Genomic DNA, 22,018 nt, shown 5'->3' with positions numbered 1-22,018 from the left:
ATGAGTTTGTTTAGACTATTTTCTTCTGCCCTTTTTCAGCGAGCCGACCGCGCTCAGCTCACCCAGTTCAAACCACCTGCGTTACCCAGCTGTGAATATTCACAAGAGCTTCAGATCAACAAAAATCATTATCAGCAATACTGTGATCAGGTAGGCTGGGCTATTCAGCGTAATTTACACCCCTGCTACCTACAAACGCTAAGCACCGGCTTACAGATAAAGTGTCTGACTACACCCAACAGCCCATTCCCCCTAATGGGGCTGATTCATAAAACGAATCATATTGTGCAGTCGACAATGCTGGATATAGAAAGTCCGATAACACTCTACGCTCGCTATGGAACAATTCGGGCCCACGCCCGGGGCTGGTTATTTGATATCACAGTAAGAGGACTACAGAACAAGCAGCAGGTGTACCTTGCGCAGGCCACTTATCTGGTTAAAGTCAAAGCGCCGCATGTTGAGCCGCGCAAAAAGCAACGGCCGTTCCAGCCATTTAGCTTACCGGATACTGCCGAAGAACAAGCCCGGTTTTCTGCGCGGGGTGAACAAGGACGCAGGTATGCCAGGGTTGCCGGGGATTATAACCCCATTCACTTAAGCCGGATTACTGCAGCATTCTTCGGATTCAAGCGGGCCATTGCCCATGGTATGTGGACACTGGCAAAGTCGGTGAGTGTGAGTACTCAAATCATGGATGAACCGGCTTCCTATACTGTTGATGCGACCTTCATTCAACCGGTGACACTGCCAGCCAGCTTACGCTGTCTGACAGATGTCGACGAGGATGGCAAAAAGATTTATGTTGTCGGTAAGAACAATACGCCCCATTTGACCGGGCGTATTCAGGCCGTGATATCCTAAAGCCCCATGTCTCCGGGGGCGTGCTGGGTCTGGCTTTTAGACGGTACCAGTATCGTCGGGGTCGGGTTGTTGCTAAGTTGCGGGTGGTCTATATTAAAGTGTAATCCGCGACTTTCTTTTCGTCGCATCGCACAGCGGACAATCAGTTCTGCGACGGTGACCAGGTTACGCAGTTCAAGCAGATTATTAGACACTCTGAAGTGCGCGTAATATTCCTGAATCTCCTGCTCCAGTAGGGTAATCCGACGCAAGGCCCGTTCCAGCCGCTTATCAGTGCGCACGATGCCCACGTAATCCCACATAAATAATCGTAACTCATGCCAGTTGTGTTGGATAATAACTTCTTCATCTGAATTGCTTACCTGGCTTTCATCCCAAGGAGCAATGGGCTCATAACCTGGGTTGTCGTTAAGGCGTTCCAGAATATGTTCTGCAGCCGAGGTTGCATATACCACACACTCGAGCAATGAATTTGAGGCCATACGGTTAGCGCCGTGCAGACCCGTGTAGGCGACCTCACCAATTGCATAAACATTGTCAAGGTCCGTTTTTGCGTTAAAGTCCGTCATCACGCCGCCACAGCTATAGTGGGCGGCAGGTACCACAGGAATTGGTTCGCGGGTGATATCTATACCCAGAGCAAGACAACGTCGATAAATGTTGGGAAAGTGCTTCTCTATAAAGTCCGCAGGCTTATGGCTGATATCAAGATACATGCAATCTTCACCAAGACGCTTCATTTCATAATCGATCGCTCTGGCCACAATATCTCTGGGCGCCAGGTCGCCACGTGTGTCGAAGTTGTGCATAAATCGCGTGCCATCGGCATGACATAGTTGTGCACCTTCTCCTCTCAGCGCTTCGCTGATCAGAAAGTTTCTGGCCTGAGGGTGGTATAAACAGGTTGGATGAAACTGATTAAATTCCATATTAGCAATGCGACATCCAGCTCGCCAGGCCATGGCAATACCATCACCACTGGATACATCAGGATTAGACGTATATTGGTACACCTTACTGCCACCGCCAGTGGCCAACGCTACAAAGCCAGCACGGATAACTTCGACATGCTCTCTTTCCCGGCTCCAGACATAGCAGCCTGTACACCTGTTATCATGGTGCGATGACTTGACCAAATCGATGGCATTGTAACGCTCGAAAAAATGAATGTTGGGATGACGCGACACCGCTTCGTTTAACGTAATTTGCAGCGCCTCACCCGTGGCATCCGCTGCATGAAGTATCCGTCTGTGACTGTGTCCGCCTTCACGGGTCAGGTGAAAGCGTTCTTCGCCTTTATCATTTTGCTCTTTATCAAACGGCACCCCATAGCCAATCAGCCAGGTTAATGCTTCTTTAGCACGTTCCGTGGTAAAGCGCACCGCTGCTTCATCACACAAGCCAGCGCCGGCATTCAGGGTATCAGCTACATGGGCCTCTACAGAGTCCCGTTCGTCAAACACCGCTGCGATACCACCCTGTGCATAACGCGTTGAGCCTTCGTTGCGGTCGCTTTTGCTCAAAACGATTACATTACAATGGTCAGCGAGCCTGAGTGCCAGACTCAGCCCGGCGGCACCACTGCCAATAATAAGTACATCACACTGATGCTCAATTGCCTGAGAATCTGTGGAAGGTAGTGAAGATGTCACTGATTTCATGTATTTTAGCGGGTATTAAAAATGCTAAGGTTTGGCAAGTCTAAAGGATGAGAGGTAAAACACAATGCCTGAATCGCCACAGAAATGGCCAGTAGTGAAAAAAATTGGACAAATAGCCCGAACTTTTAGATACAGCCGCAGTCTACAGTATGCTTGTGTGAGCTATGATGTGGTTGAAGTTAAGGAGAAATGGCTCGGATGAGCGAGCAGATAACCGATCAACAAATTGTGGAGAGAGTACAGAGCGGCGATAAGAACGCTTTTAATCTATTGGTCACCCGTTATCAGCATAAGGTGATGCATCTTGTTTCCCGATACGTAAAGAATTCCGGTGATGTTGCGGATGTAACGCAGGATGCGTTTATAAAAGCTTACCGTGCCTTACCTAATTTTCGGGGGGATAGTGCATTTTACACCTGGCTTTATCGTATCGCGGTAAATAGCGCCAAAAACTATTTGGTCGCCCAGGGCAGAAAGCCTCCAGCCAGTGATGTAGATGCCGAGGAAGCTGATTATTATGAAGGTAGTGATGCGTTAAAAGAGCAGTCTACCCCTGAAGGGAGCCTGCTATCCGGCGAGATTGAAAGTACCTTGTTCAAAGCAGTGGAAAAACTTCCAGATGATTTACGAATGGCCATTACCCTGCGCGAAATTGAGGGAATGAGCTACGAAGAAATAGCCAATGTGATGGAGTGCCCGGTAGGCACGGTACGATCCAGAATATTTCGTGCCCGTGAAGCGATAGATAAAGTAATCAAACCCTTGTTAGAAAATTGAACTTTCGTAAAATAAGTCAGACTAACAAGCTGTGGTAGAGTGTTACTCGATCATCATTTGATCAGGATTTTAAAATATGACGCAACAGCAAGAACAAATGTCAGCCTTTATGGATGGCGAAACGGACAGCAGTGAAGTTCTCGATGCGATTAAAAACGATGCGGAGCTTCAAGGTCGATGGCAGCGTTATCATGTAATTAGAAGCGGGCTTCGAAAGGAAGCTACGGTGGCTCCGCAACTTGACATCACCAGTCAGGTGGCTGCTGCACTGGAGAATGAGCCGACGATTATGGCGCCTAAACGCTCCGGTTGGCGCAAGGTGTTCTCAGGTGGTGTAGCGCCATTTGCTCGTCAGTCCGGTCAGTTGGCTGTAGCAGCGTCGGTAGCTATTGCTGTGATACTGGGTGTGCAACAGCTTAACCAGCCTGAACAGGTGAGTTCGCCGGCAGGTAGTGCGACACCATTAATCGGCACGCCTGGCGGCCTGGCTCCGGTAAGTCTTGAACAATCAAGACCTGTGACTAGGTCTGACATGGCCTCTATGATGGAGAAAAAACGCAAAATTAATGCGTTGATTGCCGACCATGAACAGCAAATCCGGTTAAAGCAGGCTAAGCAGGGCGATGAGCAGGCGAAACGCGACGAACAGTAAAAAGTATCGATGAAAAAGCATTTCAATATAAGGGTAGCTGACTGGCTTTGTCAGCTACCCTTTATTTTTAAGCCTCGTCAGGCAGCAAGCTTAATTGCAGGTGTTGTTCTGGCAACGAGTGTAAACGCTCAGCAGTCAGCTGACACCGATGTTAGCACTCAATCTGAGACGACGCAGTCTGGCGGCCTTAATCAAAAGGACGGCGCTGAGCAAAGTGCGAGTCAATGGCTGGAAAAGCTGGCCGAGACAGTGTCGCAACGTAACTTTCAGGTCTCCTTTGTGCTTAGCCGATTAGGTCAGGAAACCACGCCGTATTTATGGCGGCATGCGGTTCTGGAGGATGGCACGAGAATGGAGCAACTCAATTTGCAAAACGGGCCGGGCCAGGAGCAAATAAGGGTAGGTGACATTGTTAGTGTATTTGAGCCTGATGCCCAACCTTACAGTGTAAGCTCCGGGGCTATTCACGGCCCTATACCTTCGGCGTTGTTGTATCACCCCGATAGCCTCAAAGCCGCTTATAAATTTGTCGCGGTTGGCAGGGCGCGTATTTCAGGTCGTCCGGCTCAGCAGCTTCGCATCATTAGTCGTGATAACACGCGTTTTAGTTATCAGATGTGGCTGGACGAAAAAACCGGTATGTTACTGAAGTTCAACACGCTGGATTTGCAGGGCAGCGTTCTTGAGCAAATACAGGTAACCTCACTGGCTATTTCTGAAACGCCACATCCCTACTTTGCCAAGGTTAATAAAGAAAGTTTACCGCGACCAATGGCGAGCGGAACCAGAGATACACCTTCTCACAACTGGGTACCGGCCTATCTGCCTGAGGGAATGCAGAAAGTGCAGCAGGATGTGCGACGTTTACCCGGTACCGGGCAGGCGGTAGAATATAAGATGTTCAGTGATGGGCTGGTGGATGTGTCAGTATATGTACAAAATGCCAAGCAGGGATTGGGTGGCGACCTTGCTCTGCGTCACGAATTGAACACCTTTTTAAGTATGCGAAATGGTAATGTGCAGGTCACAATAGTTGGCGAGATCCCTTTGCAAACTGCTACGGCAATCGCCCAGTCACTACAAATCAAAAAGCCAGAGTAATGATTACAGAAACAGCCACGGTCGTTGGCGCCGAGGGTGATAAAATTACCCTGGAAGCGGCGATAAAATCAACATGCTCTACCTGTCAGGCACAGTCGGATTGCGGCTCCGGGGTGATTTCCCGCGCGCTGGCGCCGCGCCTGCAGCAGATAACTGTTCATAGCCCGATGCCAGTGAAAGTAGGGGATAAAGTTAAAGTGGGTATTCCTGAAGCCGGCCTGCTTGGTGCTTCGATGTGGCTTTATATGGTGCCTCTTGTGGTACTGCTGGTTTCTGCCGCTGTGCTACATGCGCTCACTGCGAACATGCAGGGTATAGGTGAGCTAATTACTATATTTGGTAGCGGCTTAGTCACGTTTGTTGGCTTTGTGGCTATTTCGCGTCGTCTGAAACGGGTCGACCAGACTAAATTTAAACCTGTATTGCTTGGTGTAGTGAAACCCTGAACGTATAATGTTTACGCGGTTGCCTGTGCTCACCGGGATGGGTTCATGGACTCCGGGGCGACTTATTCGCTTTTCCCCGAATAAATAGGTAAAATCCGCACGCTTTGCGTCTTTCCTCGAATTCAATGAGGCTTCGACGCCCGATCAGTTTTTGCCCCGGCAAAGTATTTATAACGTTTTGACTTATTGCAGGTAACTTCCAGCATTATGCAACATTCGCACATACGTAATTTCAGCATCATCGCCCACATTGACCATGGTAAATCCACGTTATCAGATCGCCTTATTCAGGTTTGCGGAGGGTTGGCGAACCGTGAAATGGCTGAGCAGGTGTTGGACTCAATGGATCTGGAGCGTGAACGTGGTATCACGATTAAAGCGCAAAGTGTCACGCTCAACTACACGGCTAAAGATGGTGAAACATACCAGTTGAACTTCATCGACACCCCAGGGCATGTGGACTTTTCGTACGAAGTTTCCCGATCGTTAAAAGCCTGTGAAGGCGCGTTGCTGGTGGTAGACGCCGGCCAGGGCGTGGAAGCTCAGACGTTGGCGAACTGTTATACCGCCTTTGAGATGGACCTTGAGGTTGTGCCAATTCTTAACAAAATTGATTTACCACAGGCAGAGCCTGACCGGGTGGCAGAAGAGATTGAGGACATCGTGGGGATCGATGCAATAGATGCCGTGCGTTGCTCAGCTAAGACCGGCATAGGTGTGGAAGATGTACTTGAAGAAATTGTAAAGCGTATACCGCCGCCTGTCGGTGATCGTGATAAACCGCTAAAAGCATTGATTGTGGATTCGTGGTTCGACAACTATCAGGGCGTTGTCTCGCTGGTACGTATCATGGAAGGCGAGCTACACACGAAAGAAAAGATTCAGATTATGTCTAACGGGAATACCCACCAGGCAGATAAGGTTGGTATTTTCACGCCTAAACAAACTGAGACGGGTGTACTGCGAGCAGGGGAAGTGGGGTACGTTGTCGCTGGAATCAAAGATATTCTGGGTGCACCGGTAGGTGATACGATAACCATGGCCAAAAATCCTGCTGATAGTATGCTTACCGGCTTTAAAAAAGTTAAACCCCAGGTATACGCGGGAGTGTTTCCGGTAAGTTCTGATGATTATGAAGATTTTCGCGACGCGCTTAGCAAGCTCAGCCTGAATGATGCCTCCTTATTTTTCGAGCCGGAAAGTTCCGCCGCTCTGGGCTTTGGTTTTCGAATTGGCTTTTTAGGCATGTTGCACATGGAAATTGTGCAGGAACGGCTGGAACGCGAGTACGATCTGGATCTGATCACCACAGCGCCAACTGTAATTTATGAAGTGCTGACCACAAAGGGTGAGACCCTGACGGTAGACAGCCCGTCCAAATTACCCGCGGTAAACGATATTGAAGAGATTCGTGAACCCATTGTAGAAGCGAATATATTGGTGCCACAGGAGTACCTGGGCAATGTGATCACGCTGTGTGTAGAGAAACGCGGAATGCAGACGCATATGGCTTATCATGGCAATCAGGTCGCGCTTACCTACGAATTGCCGATGGCGGAAGTGGTACTGGATTTCTTTGACAGACTAAAGTCAACAAGTCGTGGATTTGCCTCTTTGGATTACAACTTCAAACGTTTCCATGCATCAGATATGGTTCGGGTTGATATTCTCATAAATGGCGAAAAAGTGGACGCACTGGCTATCATTACGCACCGCGAAAATAGTCAGGGGCGTGGCCGCCAACTGGTAGAAAAACTGCGTGAGCTGATACCGCGTCAGATGTTTGATATTGCTATCCAGGCGGCGATAGGCAACCACGTAATAGCGCGAAGCACGGTAAAACAAATGCGTAAAAATGTTATCGCAAAGTGTTATGGCGGTGATGTAAGTCGTAAAAAGAAACTGCTGCAAAAACAAAAAGAAGGTAAGAAGCGAATGAAGCAGGTGGGCAATGTGGAACTTCCCCAGGATGCGTTTCTTGCAGTACTGAAGGTTGACAAATAATGGCAAATTATTTCTCGATTCTGTTGGTGATTCTTACGGTCGTCACCGGCATTGTATGGTTACTGGATAAGCTTTTCTGGGCGCCACGCCGTGCCGGTGAAGTTCCCTACTGGGTAGATACCTCTGAGCAGGTCTTTCCGGTAATTGCATTTGTACTGGTGTTACGCACACTGATATACGAACCGTTTCAAATTCCCTCAGGCTCCATGATGCCCACATTGCTGGTGGGTGACTTTATTCTTGTGGAAAAGTTTGCCTATGGGTTGAAAGACCCGGTGTTGAGGCACAAATTTGTCGATACTGGTAAGCCCGAACGCGGCGATATAGTGGTCTTTAAGTATCCCCAAAATCCGAACGTAGATTACATAAAGCGGGTTATTGGGCTGCCTGGTGACACTGTGGTGTACCAAAACAAGCAAGTTTTTATTCGCCCCAAATGTACCGGCAGCAATGAGCAGGTGTGTAAAAAACTGCAACCTGTTCCCCTTGAATTTGAAAGCCGGGGTGAGTTTGTCCAGAATATGGCCCCCCTGCTACGGTATGAAGAAAATCTCGGTAAGGTCTCTCACGATATTCTTCGGCATCCCACACGTAATGAACTGGTCTCGCGATTCTATACACAGCCGGGCACACGCAGCAATGAATGGCTGGTCCCTGAAGATGAATATTTTGTGATGGGCGATAATCGGGATAACAGTCGTGACAGCCGTTACTGGGGCTTCGTGCCAGATGCTAATCTGGTCGGCAAAGCTGTAGCGATTTGGGTAAGCTTTGAGTTTGAACGTAAAGCAGAAGATATTCTGCCTACCTGGATCCCAACTGGCATTCGATTCGAGCGTATCGGTGGGATTCAATAATGCAGGGCATAGACAAATACATGCATTTGTCGCGGGCACTGGGCTATACTTTCAATGATGAAAGCCTGCTCGCGCAGGCACTGACCCACCGCAGTGCGGCGAAAACGCATAATGAACGACTGGAATTCCTGGGCGATGCAGTATTAGGCATGGTGGTTGCCGATGCATTGTATAAAACATTTCCCAGCGTCCCGGAAGGTAAGCTGACACGGATGCGTTCAACCCTGGTAAAAGGCGATACCCTGGCAGAGATGGCAAAAGAAGCCAATGTCGGTGAGTTGCTGCGATTAGGTCAGGGTGAGTTGAAAAGTGGTGGTCACCGCCGCAGCTCAATTCTGGCTGATGCTATGGAAGCTATACTGGGCGCAATTTACCTGGATGCCGGTTTGGAAACAGTTCGCAGGGTTATCCTTTCCCTTTGGGATAGTCGTATTCAGGCGCTTGATCCCAATGAACACCCTAAAGACAATAAAACCCGTCTGCAGGAATTTTTGCAGTCGCGTCGGGTACCGCTGCCTGTCTATGAAGTCGTGAATATCACTGGCAAAGATCATGCCCAGACATTTGAAGTTGGCTGTAGCGTCAGCGAGTTTGATCTTACGGTAACCGCAAGTGGCAACAGTCGGCGCAAAGCTGAACAGCAAGCCGCTAAACTGATGCTGGAGAAGGTAGAAGATGCAGCACGATGAGATAGAAACACGCTGTGGTCTGGTGGCAATAGTCGGCCGGCCAAATGTGGGTAAATCCACGTTGCTCAATCGGTTGCTTGGCCAGAAGGTCAGCATTACTTCGCGCAAGCCGCAAACAACACGTCATCGAATTTTAGGCATTGATACAGAAGACGATTTCCAGGCAATTTATGTTGATACGCCTGGGTTGCACAAAGAAGAGAAGCGCGCTATCAACCGGTTTATGAACCGGGCTGCATCTAGTTCGCTGGCCGAAGTTGGCTTAATATTATTTGTGGTGGAAGGTACGCGCTGGACCGACGATGACGAGATGGTGCTAAACAAGGTGCGCCAGGCAGGATTACCGGTTTTTCTGGTGGTCAATAAAGTCGATAAAGTTGCAGACAAAGAGGCGCTGGTAGCCCAGTTGCGAGTACTTGCCGACAAATTTCAGTTTGAACACATCGTGCCCGTAAGTGCCAAGCAAGGTAAGCAGGTGGATGCCTTGCGGGATTTAGTAAAACAAAGCCTGCCGCCCAGCGAATTTTTCTTTCCTGAAGATTATATTACTGATCGTTCCAGCCGATTTATGGCTGCCGAGATTATCCGTGAAAAGTTAATGCGCTATACAGGTGATGAGTTGCCGTATGCTACTACCGTGGAAATCGAGCAGTTTAAAATGACAGATAATGGTGTTTATCGCATTAACGGTTTGATTCTGGTTGAGCGCGAAAGTCAAAAGCGAATGGTTATCGGAAAAGGCGGCAAGCACTTGAAAACGATTGGCGAACAGGCTCGTATAGATATGGAGCGGTTGTTCGACACCAAAGTGTACTTGGAAATGTGGGTGAAAGTGAAGCAGGGCTGGGCTGACGATGAGCGGGCACTGCGTTCATTGGGCTACTCTGAAGATAATTAAAGGCAGCGGGGGTTCATGGCTATTTCAGATATGCGCAGACAGTACTCAATGGGAAGTCTGACAGAAAAAGACCTGACTGAAGATCCAGTGGATTTATTCAGGCGGTGGCTGGATGATGCAATAAGTGCGGATATTCCTGATCCCACCGCTATGACCGTGGCAACGGTGAATAGTCAGGGCCAGCCTTCTCAGCGTATAGTTTTACTTAAAGAAGTGAGCGCAGAAGGGTTTACTTTCTTTACCAACCTGGGCAGTCGTAAAGCCAAAGAAATAACTGATAATCCCAATGTGTCGTTGCACTTTCCGTGGTTTTTTATGGAAAGACAGGTAAGAATAAATGGTACCGCCCATAAATTAAGTACCAGAGAAAATGCAGAATACTTTTTCAGTCGCCCCAAGGATTCCCAGCTTGCCGCCTATGCGTCGCGCCAGAGCCAACCGCTTTCTTCAAAACAACTTCTGCTGACGCAGTTTAATCAGCTTAAAGAAAAATTTGCCGACAAAAAACTGCCTATTCCGGATTTCTGGGGTGGTTTTCGAATTGAACCTTCACAAATTGAATTCTGGCAAGGCGGTCAGGATCGCCTGCACGATCGGTTTGAATATACCCGACATAGCGAAAATGGCTGGCAGGCTCAGCGCTTAATGCCATGATAGACAGTCATTGTCACCTCGACTTTGATGTATTTGACGACGATTTAACACACGTCATTGAGCGTGCCGGCGAACAAGGTGTTTCACGCTTTTTAGTACCCGGCACAACGCCAAATGGCTGGCAAAAGCAACTTCAAGTGGCGGAGCGATTCGAACATGTGGATATCGCATTTGGTCTGCATCCCTACTTTCCCGACTTCCTTACCAATAGCAATGTAGATAAGTTACAGGTGATGCTTGATACTCACCGCGAATCAGTGTGCGCTGTGGGCGAAATCGGGCTGGATAAAACTGTCGATATGCCCCTTTCGCAACAGGAAGACATTTTTTCCAGACAACTCGAACTTGCGCAAACCTGTGAATTGCCCGTTATTCTGCACCATCGTAAAACCCATCACTTGCTAATAAAACACCTCAAAGCCTGTAATTTTTCATTCGGCGGGGTTATTCATGCCTTTTCCGGCAGTAAGCAGATAGCGCAGGAATATATCGATATGGGCTTTTGTCTGGGAATAGGCGGTACAATTACCTACGAGCGGGCACACAAGACCCGTGAGGCAGTTAAGACATTGCCGTTATCAGCGATGTTATTAGAAACCGATTCGCCAGATATGCCATTGTGTGGCTACCAGGGGCAGCGCAACACCCCTATAAAAATTACCCAGGTGGCAGAATCATTAGCGCATCTGCTTGATACTGATGTCGAAACTGTTGGTCATCAGACCGACGCAAATTATCGGCGTCTGTTTTTATCCAGTGACTCAGGTCGCGATTGCCCCAGCGCGTAATAATGTTCTTTTAACGCTGGTCTTGCCTTGTAAAAAAAGCGCGTCAGATAGACGCCTGATACCAAACCTACAAGCGCTACTGTCAGCATTGTCAGCCACTGCACGAATTGTAGCGACGGGACTGGCGCAAACTGCTCTGAGCTTTGTCGCATGAGAACGCGAACATAACCTAGTACGGAGCCGGCCTCATTGCGTATATCTTTAACATGCGTAACTGCCACGCCGGTTTGAAGCAGTAAAGACCTAAGTGGATCAACGGGCGCTATCTGCACCCCGCGACTATCGAACACACCTGCTTGTAAAACGCGGGGATCCGAGGCCAGAACGTTCAGCGTCTTAGTAATGGCTAAGGTGTCCTCAGCCTGCATTGGTTGCAGAAGTAGCTGAGCATATTGGGCAGTGAGCAGCGAGCCAGGTGTCCTCAGTTGCTCCTGAGCCCATTGCTCCTGTTGTTGTCGATATTCCAAAGCAGTATAAATACTCAGTCCGGCTAATCCCAGACACACCAGAATATGCATGAACCGTTTGACAGCATGGTAGCTGCTGATACTGGCGGGTTGCGCCCGTCGTGTTTCCGAAGCGGAGGGGTGGTTGATAATAATCTTATCCTGGAACAGCTGGAACAAATTTTATTTTAAGCGAATGATTGAAAATTCCAACATTATTTCCCTTCTTATCCGCATAATGTAGGATACCTCAACACTATCTTCTACCAGGAATTTTTGTGAGTAAGCTGGTTATCAACGAATCGCAACGTCATCAACATCGGTTTTTACTGGAAAGTTTCCAGACCCGTACTAGTCTCTCATTCGATAATGGAAGCTGGCACCGAGAGAGTATCTCTTCGACCGAGAATGATAATGAGACAATGACCTTCTGGGGGCAGTCGTTAACCTTCGATCAAATCGAAGGTGTCATTCAAGCGCTCAGTGGTGTCCTGACTGTCAACGCTATCAGACGTCATCCTTTTTGTACGACATTTGGCGAAACGGTGCTCATAGCAGAGATAACACTGAATAAGCCGGACCAACTTACAGCAAAGCTTGACCAGGTATGTAATGTGTTTCATATAGATATTGCCGTGCAGCAATACCAGCCTCGCCTTGACCTGCCAGGTCTGTTGGTGATGGACATGGACAGTACCGCAATACAAATAGAGTGTATTGATGAAATCGCTCGTTTAGCAGGCAGAGGCGAGGAAGTCTCCGCGGTAACGGCCAAAGCGATGCGGGGCGAGCTGGATTTCAATGAAAGTCTAATAAGCCGGGTCGCCTGTCTTGAGGGCGTGCCGGTGGCGCAACTTGAGCAAATAAGAAACGCAATGCCATTGACCTTCGGAATTCAGTTTTTAGTGCGAGAGCTAAAGCTCAGGAACTGGCGGATAGCTGTAGCATCGGGGGGCTTTACCTACTTTGCTGATTATCTTAAAGAGCGACTGGGGCTGGACGCTGCGTTTTCAAATACCCTGGAAACCAGGCAGGGCTGTTTAACCGGCAAGGTCGCTGGTGACATCGTTAATGCAGAGGTGAAAGCACAAAAAGTGGATGAACTGGCCCAGCAATACGCCATTACTAACTCGCAGTGCATTGCCATGGGAGATGGCGCCAATGATCTTGCGATGATGGCCAGGGCCGGCTTTGGTGTTGCCTGCCATGCTAAGCCGCTAGTCAATGAAAAAGCTGATGCCGCCATTCGGTTTAGCGGCTTGCACAGTTTGCTGTATTTGTTAGGACAGTAATTGTGAGTCTGACCGAATCGCATTATTCCGTATACTTTGATGATGGTGGCGGCGATTCTTGCGGATTAATGCTGGTTCAATATTGTAGCGACTGAGCACTTCATCTGTCACATCCACCAGGTGCGCACAGGCAACAATATCCCACATAAACTCCTCCAGCTCTCTGGCCCGGTGGATGGCATACATGCTGACATAATTCATCTCGGCCTGGAGCATTTCCATATCCGGTTTGCCAGTAGTGGTTAACAGTACATGCAAAGCGATGAACTGACCCCGACCGATAGCTTCGTGAATAAATTTTTCCCTGCTCTCGTGCGAGCTGAAGCGGTTATCAAAGCGCGGTAAAATGGCCATACGGCTTAACTTCTGATCAGGGTCAAACGCCACAAAAAGCTCCTGCCGAAGTGGCAACTGCTCCAGTTTGATTTGTTTTATACCATGCTGAATAAACGGTGATTCCAGGTTACGGTCGCGAAACATAAACTCAAAGTTGAGATTATCTGCCGGTGCATAGTGCGCCGCTATTTGGTTAATGCGTTCATCGTGGCGTGCGTCGATGGCTGCCTGAGGCAGATATCGTGCGCCTTCTTTATTCATCGTAAATGCCAGGTTGGGTGTATTTTTAGCATTGATACAACGGAGTGCGTGGCCAATCCCGGGAAGATCTTCTTCCTCTTGATACGTTTTTAAGGACGATTTATTTTTCTTAATTAAATCTTCAAAAAACTTTCTGGCTACTGCCCCTTGTTCACCTTCGACTGCTTTGAGATGCACAATATTTTTTTCACCGTTGCTGGCAACAATGCGATATTGCAAATGCATCAAGTCATATTTATCAGTAAGCGACTGTAGTTTGGGAAAAGCCACCTCTACTGGCGCACCATTTTCACTGTTGAAGGGCTGATTCAATTCTACTCTTAGTCCACGGACGGATATATCCTCACTAACCCCTTTATACACTGTACCGCCATCCGATGCTGTTAATGCGATGGTGGTTCTGACCAGATAGCGTTTTTCCATTCGCTTATCGTGAAAACGGTAGCGGTAAGTTTGAATGGCTGCGGGTGGCCGGTTCCTGGCATGGCCGAAGACACGCAAGTGGGGAAGGTTGGCCCGGTTAAATTTATACTGACTATAATACTCCTGGCCGCTGTCAGAGGTGACATCTGTAATATGAACCACGTGCCTGAGATTTTTTAGTCTGGCCATTAATCGTGCTGATGGTTCCTGATTCAGGCGTTTTATCTTGTCGCTGACATTATCAGGCAGCGATAATGGCGCGTGCGCCTGGTCGGGAGACATCTCACTCATGACAAGTTTAAATACCCGCCAGCTTACTTTTCTGGCGCCAAATCCTAAAAACGCGGTTTTGATAACTTCTTTGGCATCCAGTTCTTTGGAGGACGCGGAATAAAAATAAATTTTATCCTGCTGCAGGTGAGTAAAAGCGTAAACATAGAGTTCACGCTGCGCCGCAGGCCGGTTTACCAACCACTGTAACCGAGAGGCGCTAAGCAAATAACCAAGTCGAAGCTGGCGTTGTTCGTCTGACCAGTAATCGGTGATATCAGTATTGATTTCGTTGAGCATTGCAAAACGCGGGATTAATTTATTTTCTACCTGATCGATAAACACGGGTAAGGATGGGCTGCGCGGAGACAAAAACTGCTCGGCAATTTTATTGTAGACAGCGTCAATCGTATTACTCATATTGACTTTGTAACGCCGTTTATTACCCCGGATAAAATTCTGCAAAAACTGGTCAAACGGAACGTTTGGCACATTTTCGGCGCGTTGCAGCATCAGATACTGATGCTCGTTTTTGTATACCATTTTCAAAATGCGGTAGACCACACCTTGTTTTTTATCCATGGCAAACTCTTCTTCCAGCCCCCGAAAGAAAATTTCTATTTGATCGCTCACCTGCAGTGACGTCTCTTTGCCCAGTTTTATCTGCAAGCCTTCGGTAGAGATATCAACACTATTGCCACGCCACACACTTCCATCCTGAGCGAAGACCTCAATGGATACTGCAAAATTCATGCGTTCCTGATGGCGTCGTGCATAAGACAATAAATTGACCACCGGGACAGTGTATTTTTCCAGTGCCATGGCCTGAGGCTGGTTGCGCTTTTGGCTGACTGTCTCACGCTGCTGCTCTTCTCGTTCACGCATTACCTTGAAGTTATTGTCTGTTTCCATGACCGCTTCGTAAACGCCAAAGGTAAACTGTCCAAAAACAGACAGTTGGTCCTCAAACGTTTCGATGGCCACATCGTCCAGGTAATGCTGGATACCGTTATATTCGTACAGACGGCACTCGCCGTTCACCTGTCCGCGCAGGTCGATGGAACGCATGCATGGCCGCGCCAGACGTTGCATCTCCATTTTGATGAGAAAGCGGCGCTCTTTAGGTAAATGTTCAGTGAGCTCATTTAGCCTGTTATTAAAACCAGATTTGGAAATAACCGGCTTTAGCGCTTCTATTATATTGGCGTATTGGCGCAGGTCTTGATTCATGGGCAGTGACAACAGTGACATCTATCCGTTGATTATCGGCAGCGCCGGAATTTTCTCCAACCAAAAAGCATGTACAGTGGATCAGCATGCAGGCGCCTCGTTATCGGTGTAGAATACTCTGAAATTGTCGTTGTGAAAATAGTTTATGGCAAAACGAAAGACCGCCTACGTCTGTTCCGAGTGCGGAGCTGACTACCCACGCTGGCAGGGACAGTGCAGTGGATGTAAAGAATGGAACACCATTACCGAGTATGTGGTAAGTCCTGCCAAAGCAAGCAGGGCGGGGCATTCTGGCTACGCCGGACAGACTACTGCCCGCATTGAAAAGCTTAACGAAATTGATCTTCAGGCATTACCCAGGGTAAGTTCCGGCTTTAAAGAACTTGATCGTGTTCTGGGCGGGGGAATAGTACCTGGCTCGGCAATGCTGATCGGCGGCTCCCCCGGAGCGGGTAAAAGCACGCTTTTACTGCAGGTGATGTGTAACATGGCTGCCCGGTTTAACGCATTGTATGTCACCGGCGAAGAATCCTTGCAGCAGGTGGCGATGCGCGCCAGCAGACTCAACTTACCTGATGACAAGCTAATGATGCTGGCAGAAACCAATGTCGAAACCATCTGTCAGCTGGCGCTGGAACAGGCGCCGAAAATAATGGTCATTGACTCTATTCAGGTGATGCATGTAGCTGATGTGCAGTCAGCCCCGGGCAGTGTTTCCCAGGTTCGCGAAAGTGCTGCCTACCTGACCCGCTTTGCCAAACAACATCATATTGCCATGTTTATTGTTGGCCACGTCACCAAAGACGGCAACCTGGCGGGTCCGAAAGTTCTTGAGCACTGTATTGATTGCTCCATGATGCTTGAAGGTGAAAGCGACGGCCGTTTCAGAACACTGCGCAGTCACAAGAATCGTTTCGGCGCCGTCAACGAGCTGGGTGTGTTCGGTATGACTGAGCGGGGCCTCAAAGAGGTCAACAATCCATCGGCAATATTTTTAAGCCGTGGCGAGGACCCGGCTCCGGGCTCCAGTGTAATGGTAATCTGGGAAGGGACACGTCCGCTGCTGGTAGAGATTCAGGCATTGGTCGATTATTCGCAAATGGCAAACCCACGTCGCATCGCCGTAGGACTGGACCAGAACCGTTTAGCCATGTTGCTGGCTGTTCTGCACCGTCACGGTAATGTTCAGATGAATGATCAGGATGTGTTCGTCAATGTGGTGGGCGGTGTCAAAGTGTCCGAGACCGGCGCCGACCTTGCGCTACTATTGGCCATGGTTTCAAGTTTCAGAAACCGCATTCTACCCCGCGAGCTTATCGTATTTGGTGAAGTGGGGCTGGCAGGTGAGATCCGACCAGTGCCTAATGGTACCGAACGGATTGCTGAGGCAGCCAAGCACGGATTTAAACGGGCTATTGTACCTAAAGGCAACGCGCCCAAAGCACCTCTTGCAGGAATCGAAATAGTGCCGGTTTCACAGCTTTCTCAGGCACTGGACGCCCTGGAATAAATAGACTCTATTAAATGGTCAAGATCATGCTCTGTGAACTGACTGTCACCGCTGTTTAACTCCAGTAAACGCCGTAATGCCGCGAGCGACTCTACATCAATGTGGTGAACTTTGCAGCCCATGGCGATAGTGGGCTCACGCGTATCAGCGTGCCGGTATAATTGCTCAACAAACATTTCAATGAGAGGGTGATTTTCATGAGCCAGAAACTCGACATGATAAGGCTCATGAGAATCAAAGGGTAGGGCGCCTAGCTCAGCCTCATTGGCTCTTAACCGCAGACCTTGCAGTGAGATATCCTCGATCACTACAGGAGCGGCTGATCCTGAGTGACTCAGGGTGCCATTTACGTTCAGGCTAATGCGTTGATACTGGCGTTGGTCGGACATTGCCCGTCTCCCTTATTGAACTTGCTTCTTTTTAATCCAAATGCGGAGCAAAGATCAATCAAATTTCATTTGCCTGCCATAAAAAAAACCGGGCAGAGCCCGGCTTTTGTCCTATTTTTTCGACATCCGTTTGTATTTGAGTCGATGGGGTTCAACCACATCCTCGCCATAGGTTTCTTTAAGCCAGGTTTCGTAGTCGTTATAGTTGCCTTCGAAGAAATTGATTTTTCCTTCATCGCGGTAATCCAGAATGTGCGTTGCTACGCGGTCCAGAAACCAGCGATCGTGCGAGATAACCATTGCGCAGCCAGGGAATTCCAGTAAGGCATCTTCCAGCGCCCGCAACGTTTCCACATCAAGGTCGTTGGTTGGCTCATCCAGTAACAACACATTCCCGCCGGCTTTTAACAGCTTGGCCAGGTGAACACGGTTGCGTTCACCGCCAGACAGGTCCTTGATATATTTTTGCTGCGTATTGCCCTTGAAATTAAAGCGGCTACAGTAAGCCCGTGCATTAATCTCGAAGTTACCGATACGCACAATATCCTGATCGTCAGAGATTTCTTTGTAAACGGTATTGTTTTCGTTCATGTGGTCACGGAATTGATCCACACTGGCTATTTGTACGGTTTCACCAATATCAATGCTGCCACTGTCTGGTTGTTCCTGACCGTTGAGCATCCGGAACAGGGTGGATTTACCAGCGCCATTAGGGCCAATGATCCCTACGATTGCTCCTTTCGGCACAGAGAAAGACATATCATCAATCAGTACCCGCTCGCCGTAAGATTTACGCAGATTCTCCACATCGATAACTTTGTCGCCTAAACGCTCACCGGGTGGGATAAATAACTCATTTGTCTCATTGCGCTTTTGATAGTCCGCGGTGGAGAGTTCCTCAAAGCGATTCATGCGCGCTTTAGATTTAGCATGACGACCTTTAGGATTGGAGCGAACCCATTCCAGCTCTTGCTTAATCGATTTCTGACGCGCACTCTCTGTACGTTCTTCCTGTTCCAGACGCTTCTCTTTTTGTTCCAGCCAGGAGGAATAGTTACCTTCCCACGGAATACCTTCACCACGGTCCAGTTCTAATATCCAGCCCGCCACGTTATCCAGAAAATAACGATCGTGGGTAATTGCCACAACGGTACCTTCATAATCGTGAAGGAAGCGCTCTAACCAGGCTACCGATTCAGCATCAAGGTGGTTAGTCGGTTCATCCAGCAACAACATATCTGGTTTTTCCAGCAACAACCGGCATAGTGCCACGCGACGGCGCTCGCCACCGGACAATTTGCTTACCTCGGCATCCCAGGGGGGCAGGCGTAAGGCATCGGCGGCCCGTTCCAGTGTATTTTCGATATTATGCCCGTCTTTGGCCTGAATAACGGCTTCCAGCTCACCCTGCTCTTTAGCCAGCGCGTCAAAGTCAGCATCTTCAGCAGCATATTCGGCGTATACTTCATCCAGGCGTTTAAGGGCGTGCGCGACATCCGCGACAGCCTCTTCTATATTGCCACGAACATCTTTCGACTCATCCAGCTGCGGTTCTTGGGGTAAATACCCGATGTTAATTCCCGGCATGGGGCGCGCTTCACCCTCAATATCGGTATCCAGGCCTGCCATAATGCGCAGCAAGGTAGACTTACCCGCACCATTGAGCCCCAGCACACCAATCTTGGCGCCCGGAAAAAAGCTTAAGGAAATATCTTTTAGAATTTGACGGTTAGGCGGTACAACCTTGCCTACCCGGTGCATGGAATAAACGTATTGTGACATGCTTTGTCCTTGCCCTGAAGAAAGGAGGGTATTGTAGCGGTTTTGTGAACATGATCACCAGTAAAGTGCACTCATGAGCTGTAATTGGTGAAGATTTCTTCATTATTCAAACAAACTGGTAATTTTGTGGGTCGACCGGGACGACGAAACCATCGTTTTGCAGTAATATATGCAGATTAATAGTTAACAGGAAACGAGGCGGTAGATGACAGTTGCAGGCAAGAGCCATTACACATTACGTGAGCTGGCAGACCATGTAGGTGCAAATCTGGTAGGGAACGATTCAATCACAATTAACGGCGTATCGACCTTGTCCGCGGCCGGAGAGAATCAGATTTCCTTTTTGACAAATACCAAGTACAAACCACAACTGGTGAATACCCAGGCTGGCGCAGTGATTCTGCATGAAAAAATGCGTCATGATAGCCCGGTCCCTGCATTAATCGTAAATAATCCTCACGCAGCGTTTGCTCTTATTTCTCAGTTATTTGACACCACTCCTGCGGTGGCGACAGATATTGCACAAAGCGCTGTTATTGATGAGAGTGCGACAATTGGCAGCAATGTGGCCTTGGGTCACCATGTAGTTATCGAAGCTGGGGTGGTACTGGAAGATAACGTGGTCATCGGTGCTAACACGGTGGTCGGCAAAAACACCCGCATCGGGAAAGACAGTATTGTTAATCCGAATGTAACCATTTACCACGGTGTTGATATTGGACAGCGGGTTACTATACACAGCCAGACTGTTATTGGTGCGTCCGGTTTTGGTTATGCCAATGATAAGGGGACCTGGATCCCGATCCCGCAAACCGGCGGTGTGCAGATTGGCGATGACAGTCAGATAGGTGCGTCAAGTAGCATCGATCGCGGTGCGATGGAAGACACTGTTATTGGTCAAAATGTCATCATCGATAACCAGGTACAGGTGGGTCACAATTGTATTATCGAAGATCATTCCTGTATCTGCGGTGCCACGGGCATTGCCGGTTCGGTGCATATCGGTAAACATGTGATTATTGGCGGGGGCGTAGGCATTAACGGACATATCCGGATTTGCGATAATGTCCAGGTTACCGGATATACTATGATTGTGCAGGATATTACGGAACCCGGCGTTTATTCATCGGGGCAACCGGCCATGAAAAATCGTGACTGGCGCAGAACTACTGTTCGTCTCAACCAGATTGGTGAATTGTACAACCGAGTCAAACAGCTGGAAAAAGCGCAGAGTGAGGATGCCTCATAGCGTCAACAGACGTTACCATGGCCGAATACGTATGTTCGGCTACAAACCAGTATACATACAGGATAAATTCACTAGAATAGGCGTTCATTTTAATGCCATTTCAAAATGCTGTTAAGGAGCCTCCATGTTACCTCGCGAAATGACAATTGCGGATTTTGATCCCGAACTGGCTGACGCCATGCAAAAAGAGACTGCGCGTCAGGAACATCATATCGAACTGATTGCCTCAGAAAATTACTGCAGCCCGCGGGTTATGGAAGCACAGGGCTCCCAGCTAACAAACAAATACGCAGAAGGTTACCCGGGTAAACGTTACTACGGTGGCTGTGAGCATGTCGATGTCGTTGAGCAACTTGCCATCGATCGCGCCAAAACACTGTTTGGTGCAGACTTTGCCAATGTACAACCGCATTCCGGTTCACAAGCTAATTCGGCAGCCTTTATGGCGCTGCTGGATGCCGGTGATACTGTATTGGGGATGAGCTTGTCTGACGGCGGCCATTTAACTCACGGCTCTCATGTTAATTTTTCCGGCAAAACCTACAATGCTGTCCAATATGGCTTAAACCATGACACTGGCGAGATTGACTATGCTCAGGTTGAGGCACTGGCGGTTGAGCACAAACCTAAAATGATCATTGGCGGGTTTTCTGCCTATTCAGGGATTGTCGACTGGGCGAAGTTTCGTGAAATTGCCGATAAAGTCGGCGCGTATTTGCTGGTTGATATGGCACACGTAGCAGGCCTGGTAGCAGCAGGTATTTATCCTAACCCGCTCCCTCATGCCCACGTGGTTACCACCACCACGCACAAAACTCTGGCCGGCCCACGCAGCGGTCTGATTTTGTCCTCCTGCGGTGATGAAAGTATTTATAAAAAACTCAATAGCTCTGTATTTCCCGGCAATCAGGGCGGGCCTTTGTGCCATGTCATTGCAGCTAAAGCTGTAGCGTTTAAAGAAGCGCTGGAGCCAGAATTCAAAGTGTATCAGCAACAGGTTGTCACCAATGCCAAAGCAATGGTAAGCGTGTTACAGGAGCGCGGCTATAACGTTGTTTCTGGTGGTACAGAAAATCATCTGTTTTTACTTGATCTGATTGATAAAGATATTACTGGTAAAGATGCCGATGCAGCGTTGGGCCGCGCGAACATTACGGTAAATAAAAACTCAGTACCTAACGATCCACGTTCTCCTTTTGTAACCAGCGGTCTGCGCATTGGTAGTCCGGCAATCACCCGTCGTGGATTTAAGGAAGAGCAGGCAAAACAGGTTGCAAACTGGATGTGTGATATTCTTGATAACATGGGAGATGATAGCGTTATCGAGCGTGTTAAATCTGAAGTGACAGAGCTATGCGGTAAATTTCCGGTTTACGCATAATTTTATTCACAGGCGTTGACTCCACTGGTCGGGGCAACGCCTTGGACGAAGAGGACGA

General features: G+C 48.6%; 20 protein-coding genes. 15 read left to right on the top strand and 5 right to left on the bottom strand.

Annotated features, from left to right (window positions below; translation table 11 throughout):
- Complete coding sequence (locus F458_RS19290) at positions 1–864, top strand: MaoC family dehydratase (protein WP_018982987.1); 864 nt, start codon at positions 1–3, stop codon at positions 862–864.
- Here the strand turns inward: F458_RS19290 and nadB are convergent.
- Positions 861–2,525, bottom strand: coding sequence for an L-aspartate oxidase (nadB, locus tag F458_RS0108520; protein WP_018982986.1), 1,665 nt, complete (start codon positions 2,523–2,525; stop codon positions 861–863). The two genes, F458_RS19290 and nadB, sit on opposite strands and share 4 nt — an antisense overlap.
- Positions 2,526–2,723: 198 nt before the next feature.
- On the opposite strand from nadB, the gene rpoE reads away from it, so the two are divergent.
- The 10 genes from rpoE to F458_RS0108470 all read left to right on the top strand — a co-directional run bounded on the left by rpoE (position 2,724) and on the right by F458_RS0108470 (position 11,391).
- Positions 2,724–3,302, top strand: a complete 579-nt coding sequence (gene rpoE, locus F458_RS0108515; protein WP_018982985.1) for an RNA polymerase sigma factor RpoE — start codon at positions 2,724–2,726, stop codon at positions 3,300–3,302.
- Between the two features lie 76 nt (positions 3,303–3,378).
- Positions 3,379–3,954, top strand: a complete 576-nt coding sequence (locus tag F458_RS0108510) for a sigma-E factor negative regulatory protein (RefSeq protein WP_018982984.1) — start codon at positions 3,379–3,381, stop codon at positions 3,952–3,954.
- A 9-nt stretch (positions 3,955–3,963) separates the two neighbouring features.
- On the top strand, positions 3,964–5,055 hold the full coding sequence (locus F458_RS0108505; RefSeq protein WP_018982983.1) for a MucB/RseB C-terminal domain-containing protein: 1,092 nt from the start codon (positions 3,964–3,966) through the stop codon (positions 5,053–5,055).
- A complete protein-coding gene (locus tag F458_RS0108500) occupies positions 5,055–5,501 on the top strand; it encodes a SoxR reducing system RseC family protein (RefSeq protein ID WP_018982982.1) in 447 nt (148 codons plus the stop codon). Before F458_RS0108505 ends, F458_RS0108500 begins: the two co-directional genes overlap by 1 nt.
- A 207-nt stretch (positions 5,502–5,708) precedes the next feature.
- Positions 5,709–7,505: a translation elongation factor 4 gene (gene lepA / locus F458_RS0108495; RefSeq protein ID WP_018982981.1), complete on the top strand. Its 1,797-nt coding sequence runs from the start codon at positions 5,709–5,711 to the stop codon at positions 7,503–7,505.
- Entirely contained in the window at positions 7,505–8,362 is an 858-nt protein-coding gene (lepB, locus tag F458_RS0108490; protein ID WP_018982980.1) for a signal peptidase I, read from the top strand. The genes lepA and lepB overlap by 1 nt, the downstream gene beginning before the upstream one ends.
- Positions 8,362–9,051, top strand: a complete 690-nt coding sequence (gene rnc, locus F458_RS0108485) for a ribonuclease III (protein ID WP_018982979.1) — start codon at positions 8,362–8,364, stop codon at positions 9,049–9,051. The genes lepB and rnc overlap by 1 nt, the downstream gene beginning before the upstream one ends.
- Positions 9,038–9,949 carry a GTPase Era gene (gene era, locus F458_RS0108480; RefSeq protein WP_018982978.1) on the top strand — a complete coding sequence of 304 codons (912 nt, stop codon included), beginning with the start codon at positions 9,038–9,040 and terminating at the stop codon, positions 9,947–9,949. The genes rnc and era overlap by 14 nt, the downstream gene beginning before the upstream one ends.
- A gap of 15 nt (positions 9,950–9,964) precedes the next feature.
- Positions 9,965–10,603: a pyridoxamine 5'-phosphate oxidase gene (gene pdxH, locus F458_RS0108475; protein ID WP_018982977.1), complete on the top strand. Its 639-nt coding sequence runs from the start codon at positions 9,965–9,967 to the stop codon at positions 10,601–10,603.
- Positions 10,600–11,391, top strand: a complete 792-nt coding sequence (locus tag F458_RS0108470) for a TatD family hydrolase (protein WP_018982976.1) — start codon at positions 10,600–10,602, stop codon at positions 11,389–11,391. Before pdxH ends, F458_RS0108470 begins: the two co-directional genes overlap by 4 nt.
- On the opposite strand, the gene F458_RS0108465 is transcribed toward F458_RS0108470, so the two are convergent.
- Complete coding sequence (locus F458_RS0108465; RefSeq protein WP_156824205.1) at positions 11,337–12,017, bottom strand: AhpA/YtjB family protein; 681 nt, start codon at positions 12,015–12,017, stop codon at positions 11,337–11,339. The two genes, F458_RS0108470 and F458_RS0108465, sit on opposite strands and share 55 nt — an antisense overlap.
- Before the next feature lie 98 nt (positions 12,018–12,115).
- On the opposite strand from F458_RS0108465, the gene serB reads away from it, so the two are divergent.
- A complete protein-coding gene (serB, locus tag F458_RS0108455) occupies positions 12,116–13,129 on the top strand; it encodes a phosphoserine phosphatase SerB (protein WP_018982973.1) in 1,014 nt (337 codons plus the stop codon).
- On the opposite strand, the gene F458_RS0108450 is transcribed toward serB, so the two are convergent.
- Positions 13,118–15,670, bottom strand: a complete 2,553-nt coding sequence (locus F458_RS0108450; protein WP_156824204.1) for a PilZ domain-containing protein — start codon at positions 15,668–15,670, stop codon at positions 13,118–13,120. The two genes, serB and F458_RS0108450, sit on opposite strands and share 12 nt — an antisense overlap.
- Before the next feature lie 124 nt (positions 15,671–15,794).
- On the opposite strand from F458_RS0108450, the gene radA reads away from it, so the two are divergent.
- Positions 15,795–17,159: a DNA repair protein RadA gene (gene radA, locus F458_RS0108440; RefSeq protein ID WP_018982970.1), complete on the top strand. Its 1,365-nt coding sequence runs from the start codon at positions 15,795–15,797 to the stop codon at positions 17,157–17,159.
- Here radA and F458_RS0108435 read toward each other — a convergent pair.
- Both F458_RS0108435 and ettA read right to left on the bottom strand, forming a co-directional pair.
- Complete coding sequence (locus F458_RS0108435; protein ID WP_018982969.1) at positions 17,135–17,548, bottom strand: PilZ domain-containing protein; 414 nt, start codon at positions 17,546–17,548, stop codon at positions 17,135–17,137. The genes radA and F458_RS0108435 overlap by 25 nt on opposite strands.
- Positions 17,549–17,659: 111 nt before the next feature.
- On the bottom strand, positions 17,660–19,330 hold the full coding sequence (gene ettA / locus F458_RS0108430) for an energy-dependent translational throttle protein EttA (RefSeq protein WP_018982968.1): 1,671 nt from the start codon (positions 19,328–19,330) through the stop codon (positions 17,660–17,662).
- 205 nt (positions 19,331–19,535) lie between these two features.
- On the opposite strand from ettA, the gene lpxD reads away from it, so the two are divergent.
- Entirely contained in the window at positions 19,536–20,579 is a 1,044-nt protein-coding gene (gene lpxD, locus F458_RS0108425) for a UDP-3-O-(3-hydroxymyristoyl)glucosamine N-acyltransferase (RefSeq protein ID WP_018982967.1), read from the top strand.
- Positions 20,580–20,703: 124 nt separating this feature from the next.
- Complete coding sequence (glyA, locus tag F458_RS0108420) at positions 20,704–21,960, top strand: serine hydroxymethyltransferase (protein ID WP_018982966.1); 1,257 nt, start codon at positions 20,704–20,706, stop codon at positions 21,958–21,960.
- Positions 21,961–22,018 lie beyond the last annotated feature (58 nt).

It is taken from the genome of Salinimonas chungwhensis DSM 16280 (genome assembly GCF_000378185.1).
Taxonomy (GTDB): Bacteria; Pseudomonadota; Gammaproteobacteria; order Enterobacterales; family Alteromonadaceae; genus Alteromonas; species Alteromonas chungwhensis.
The sequence above is the reverse complement of the archived record's forward strand: the minus strand, read 5'-3'. Positions and strand labels throughout refer to the sequence as shown.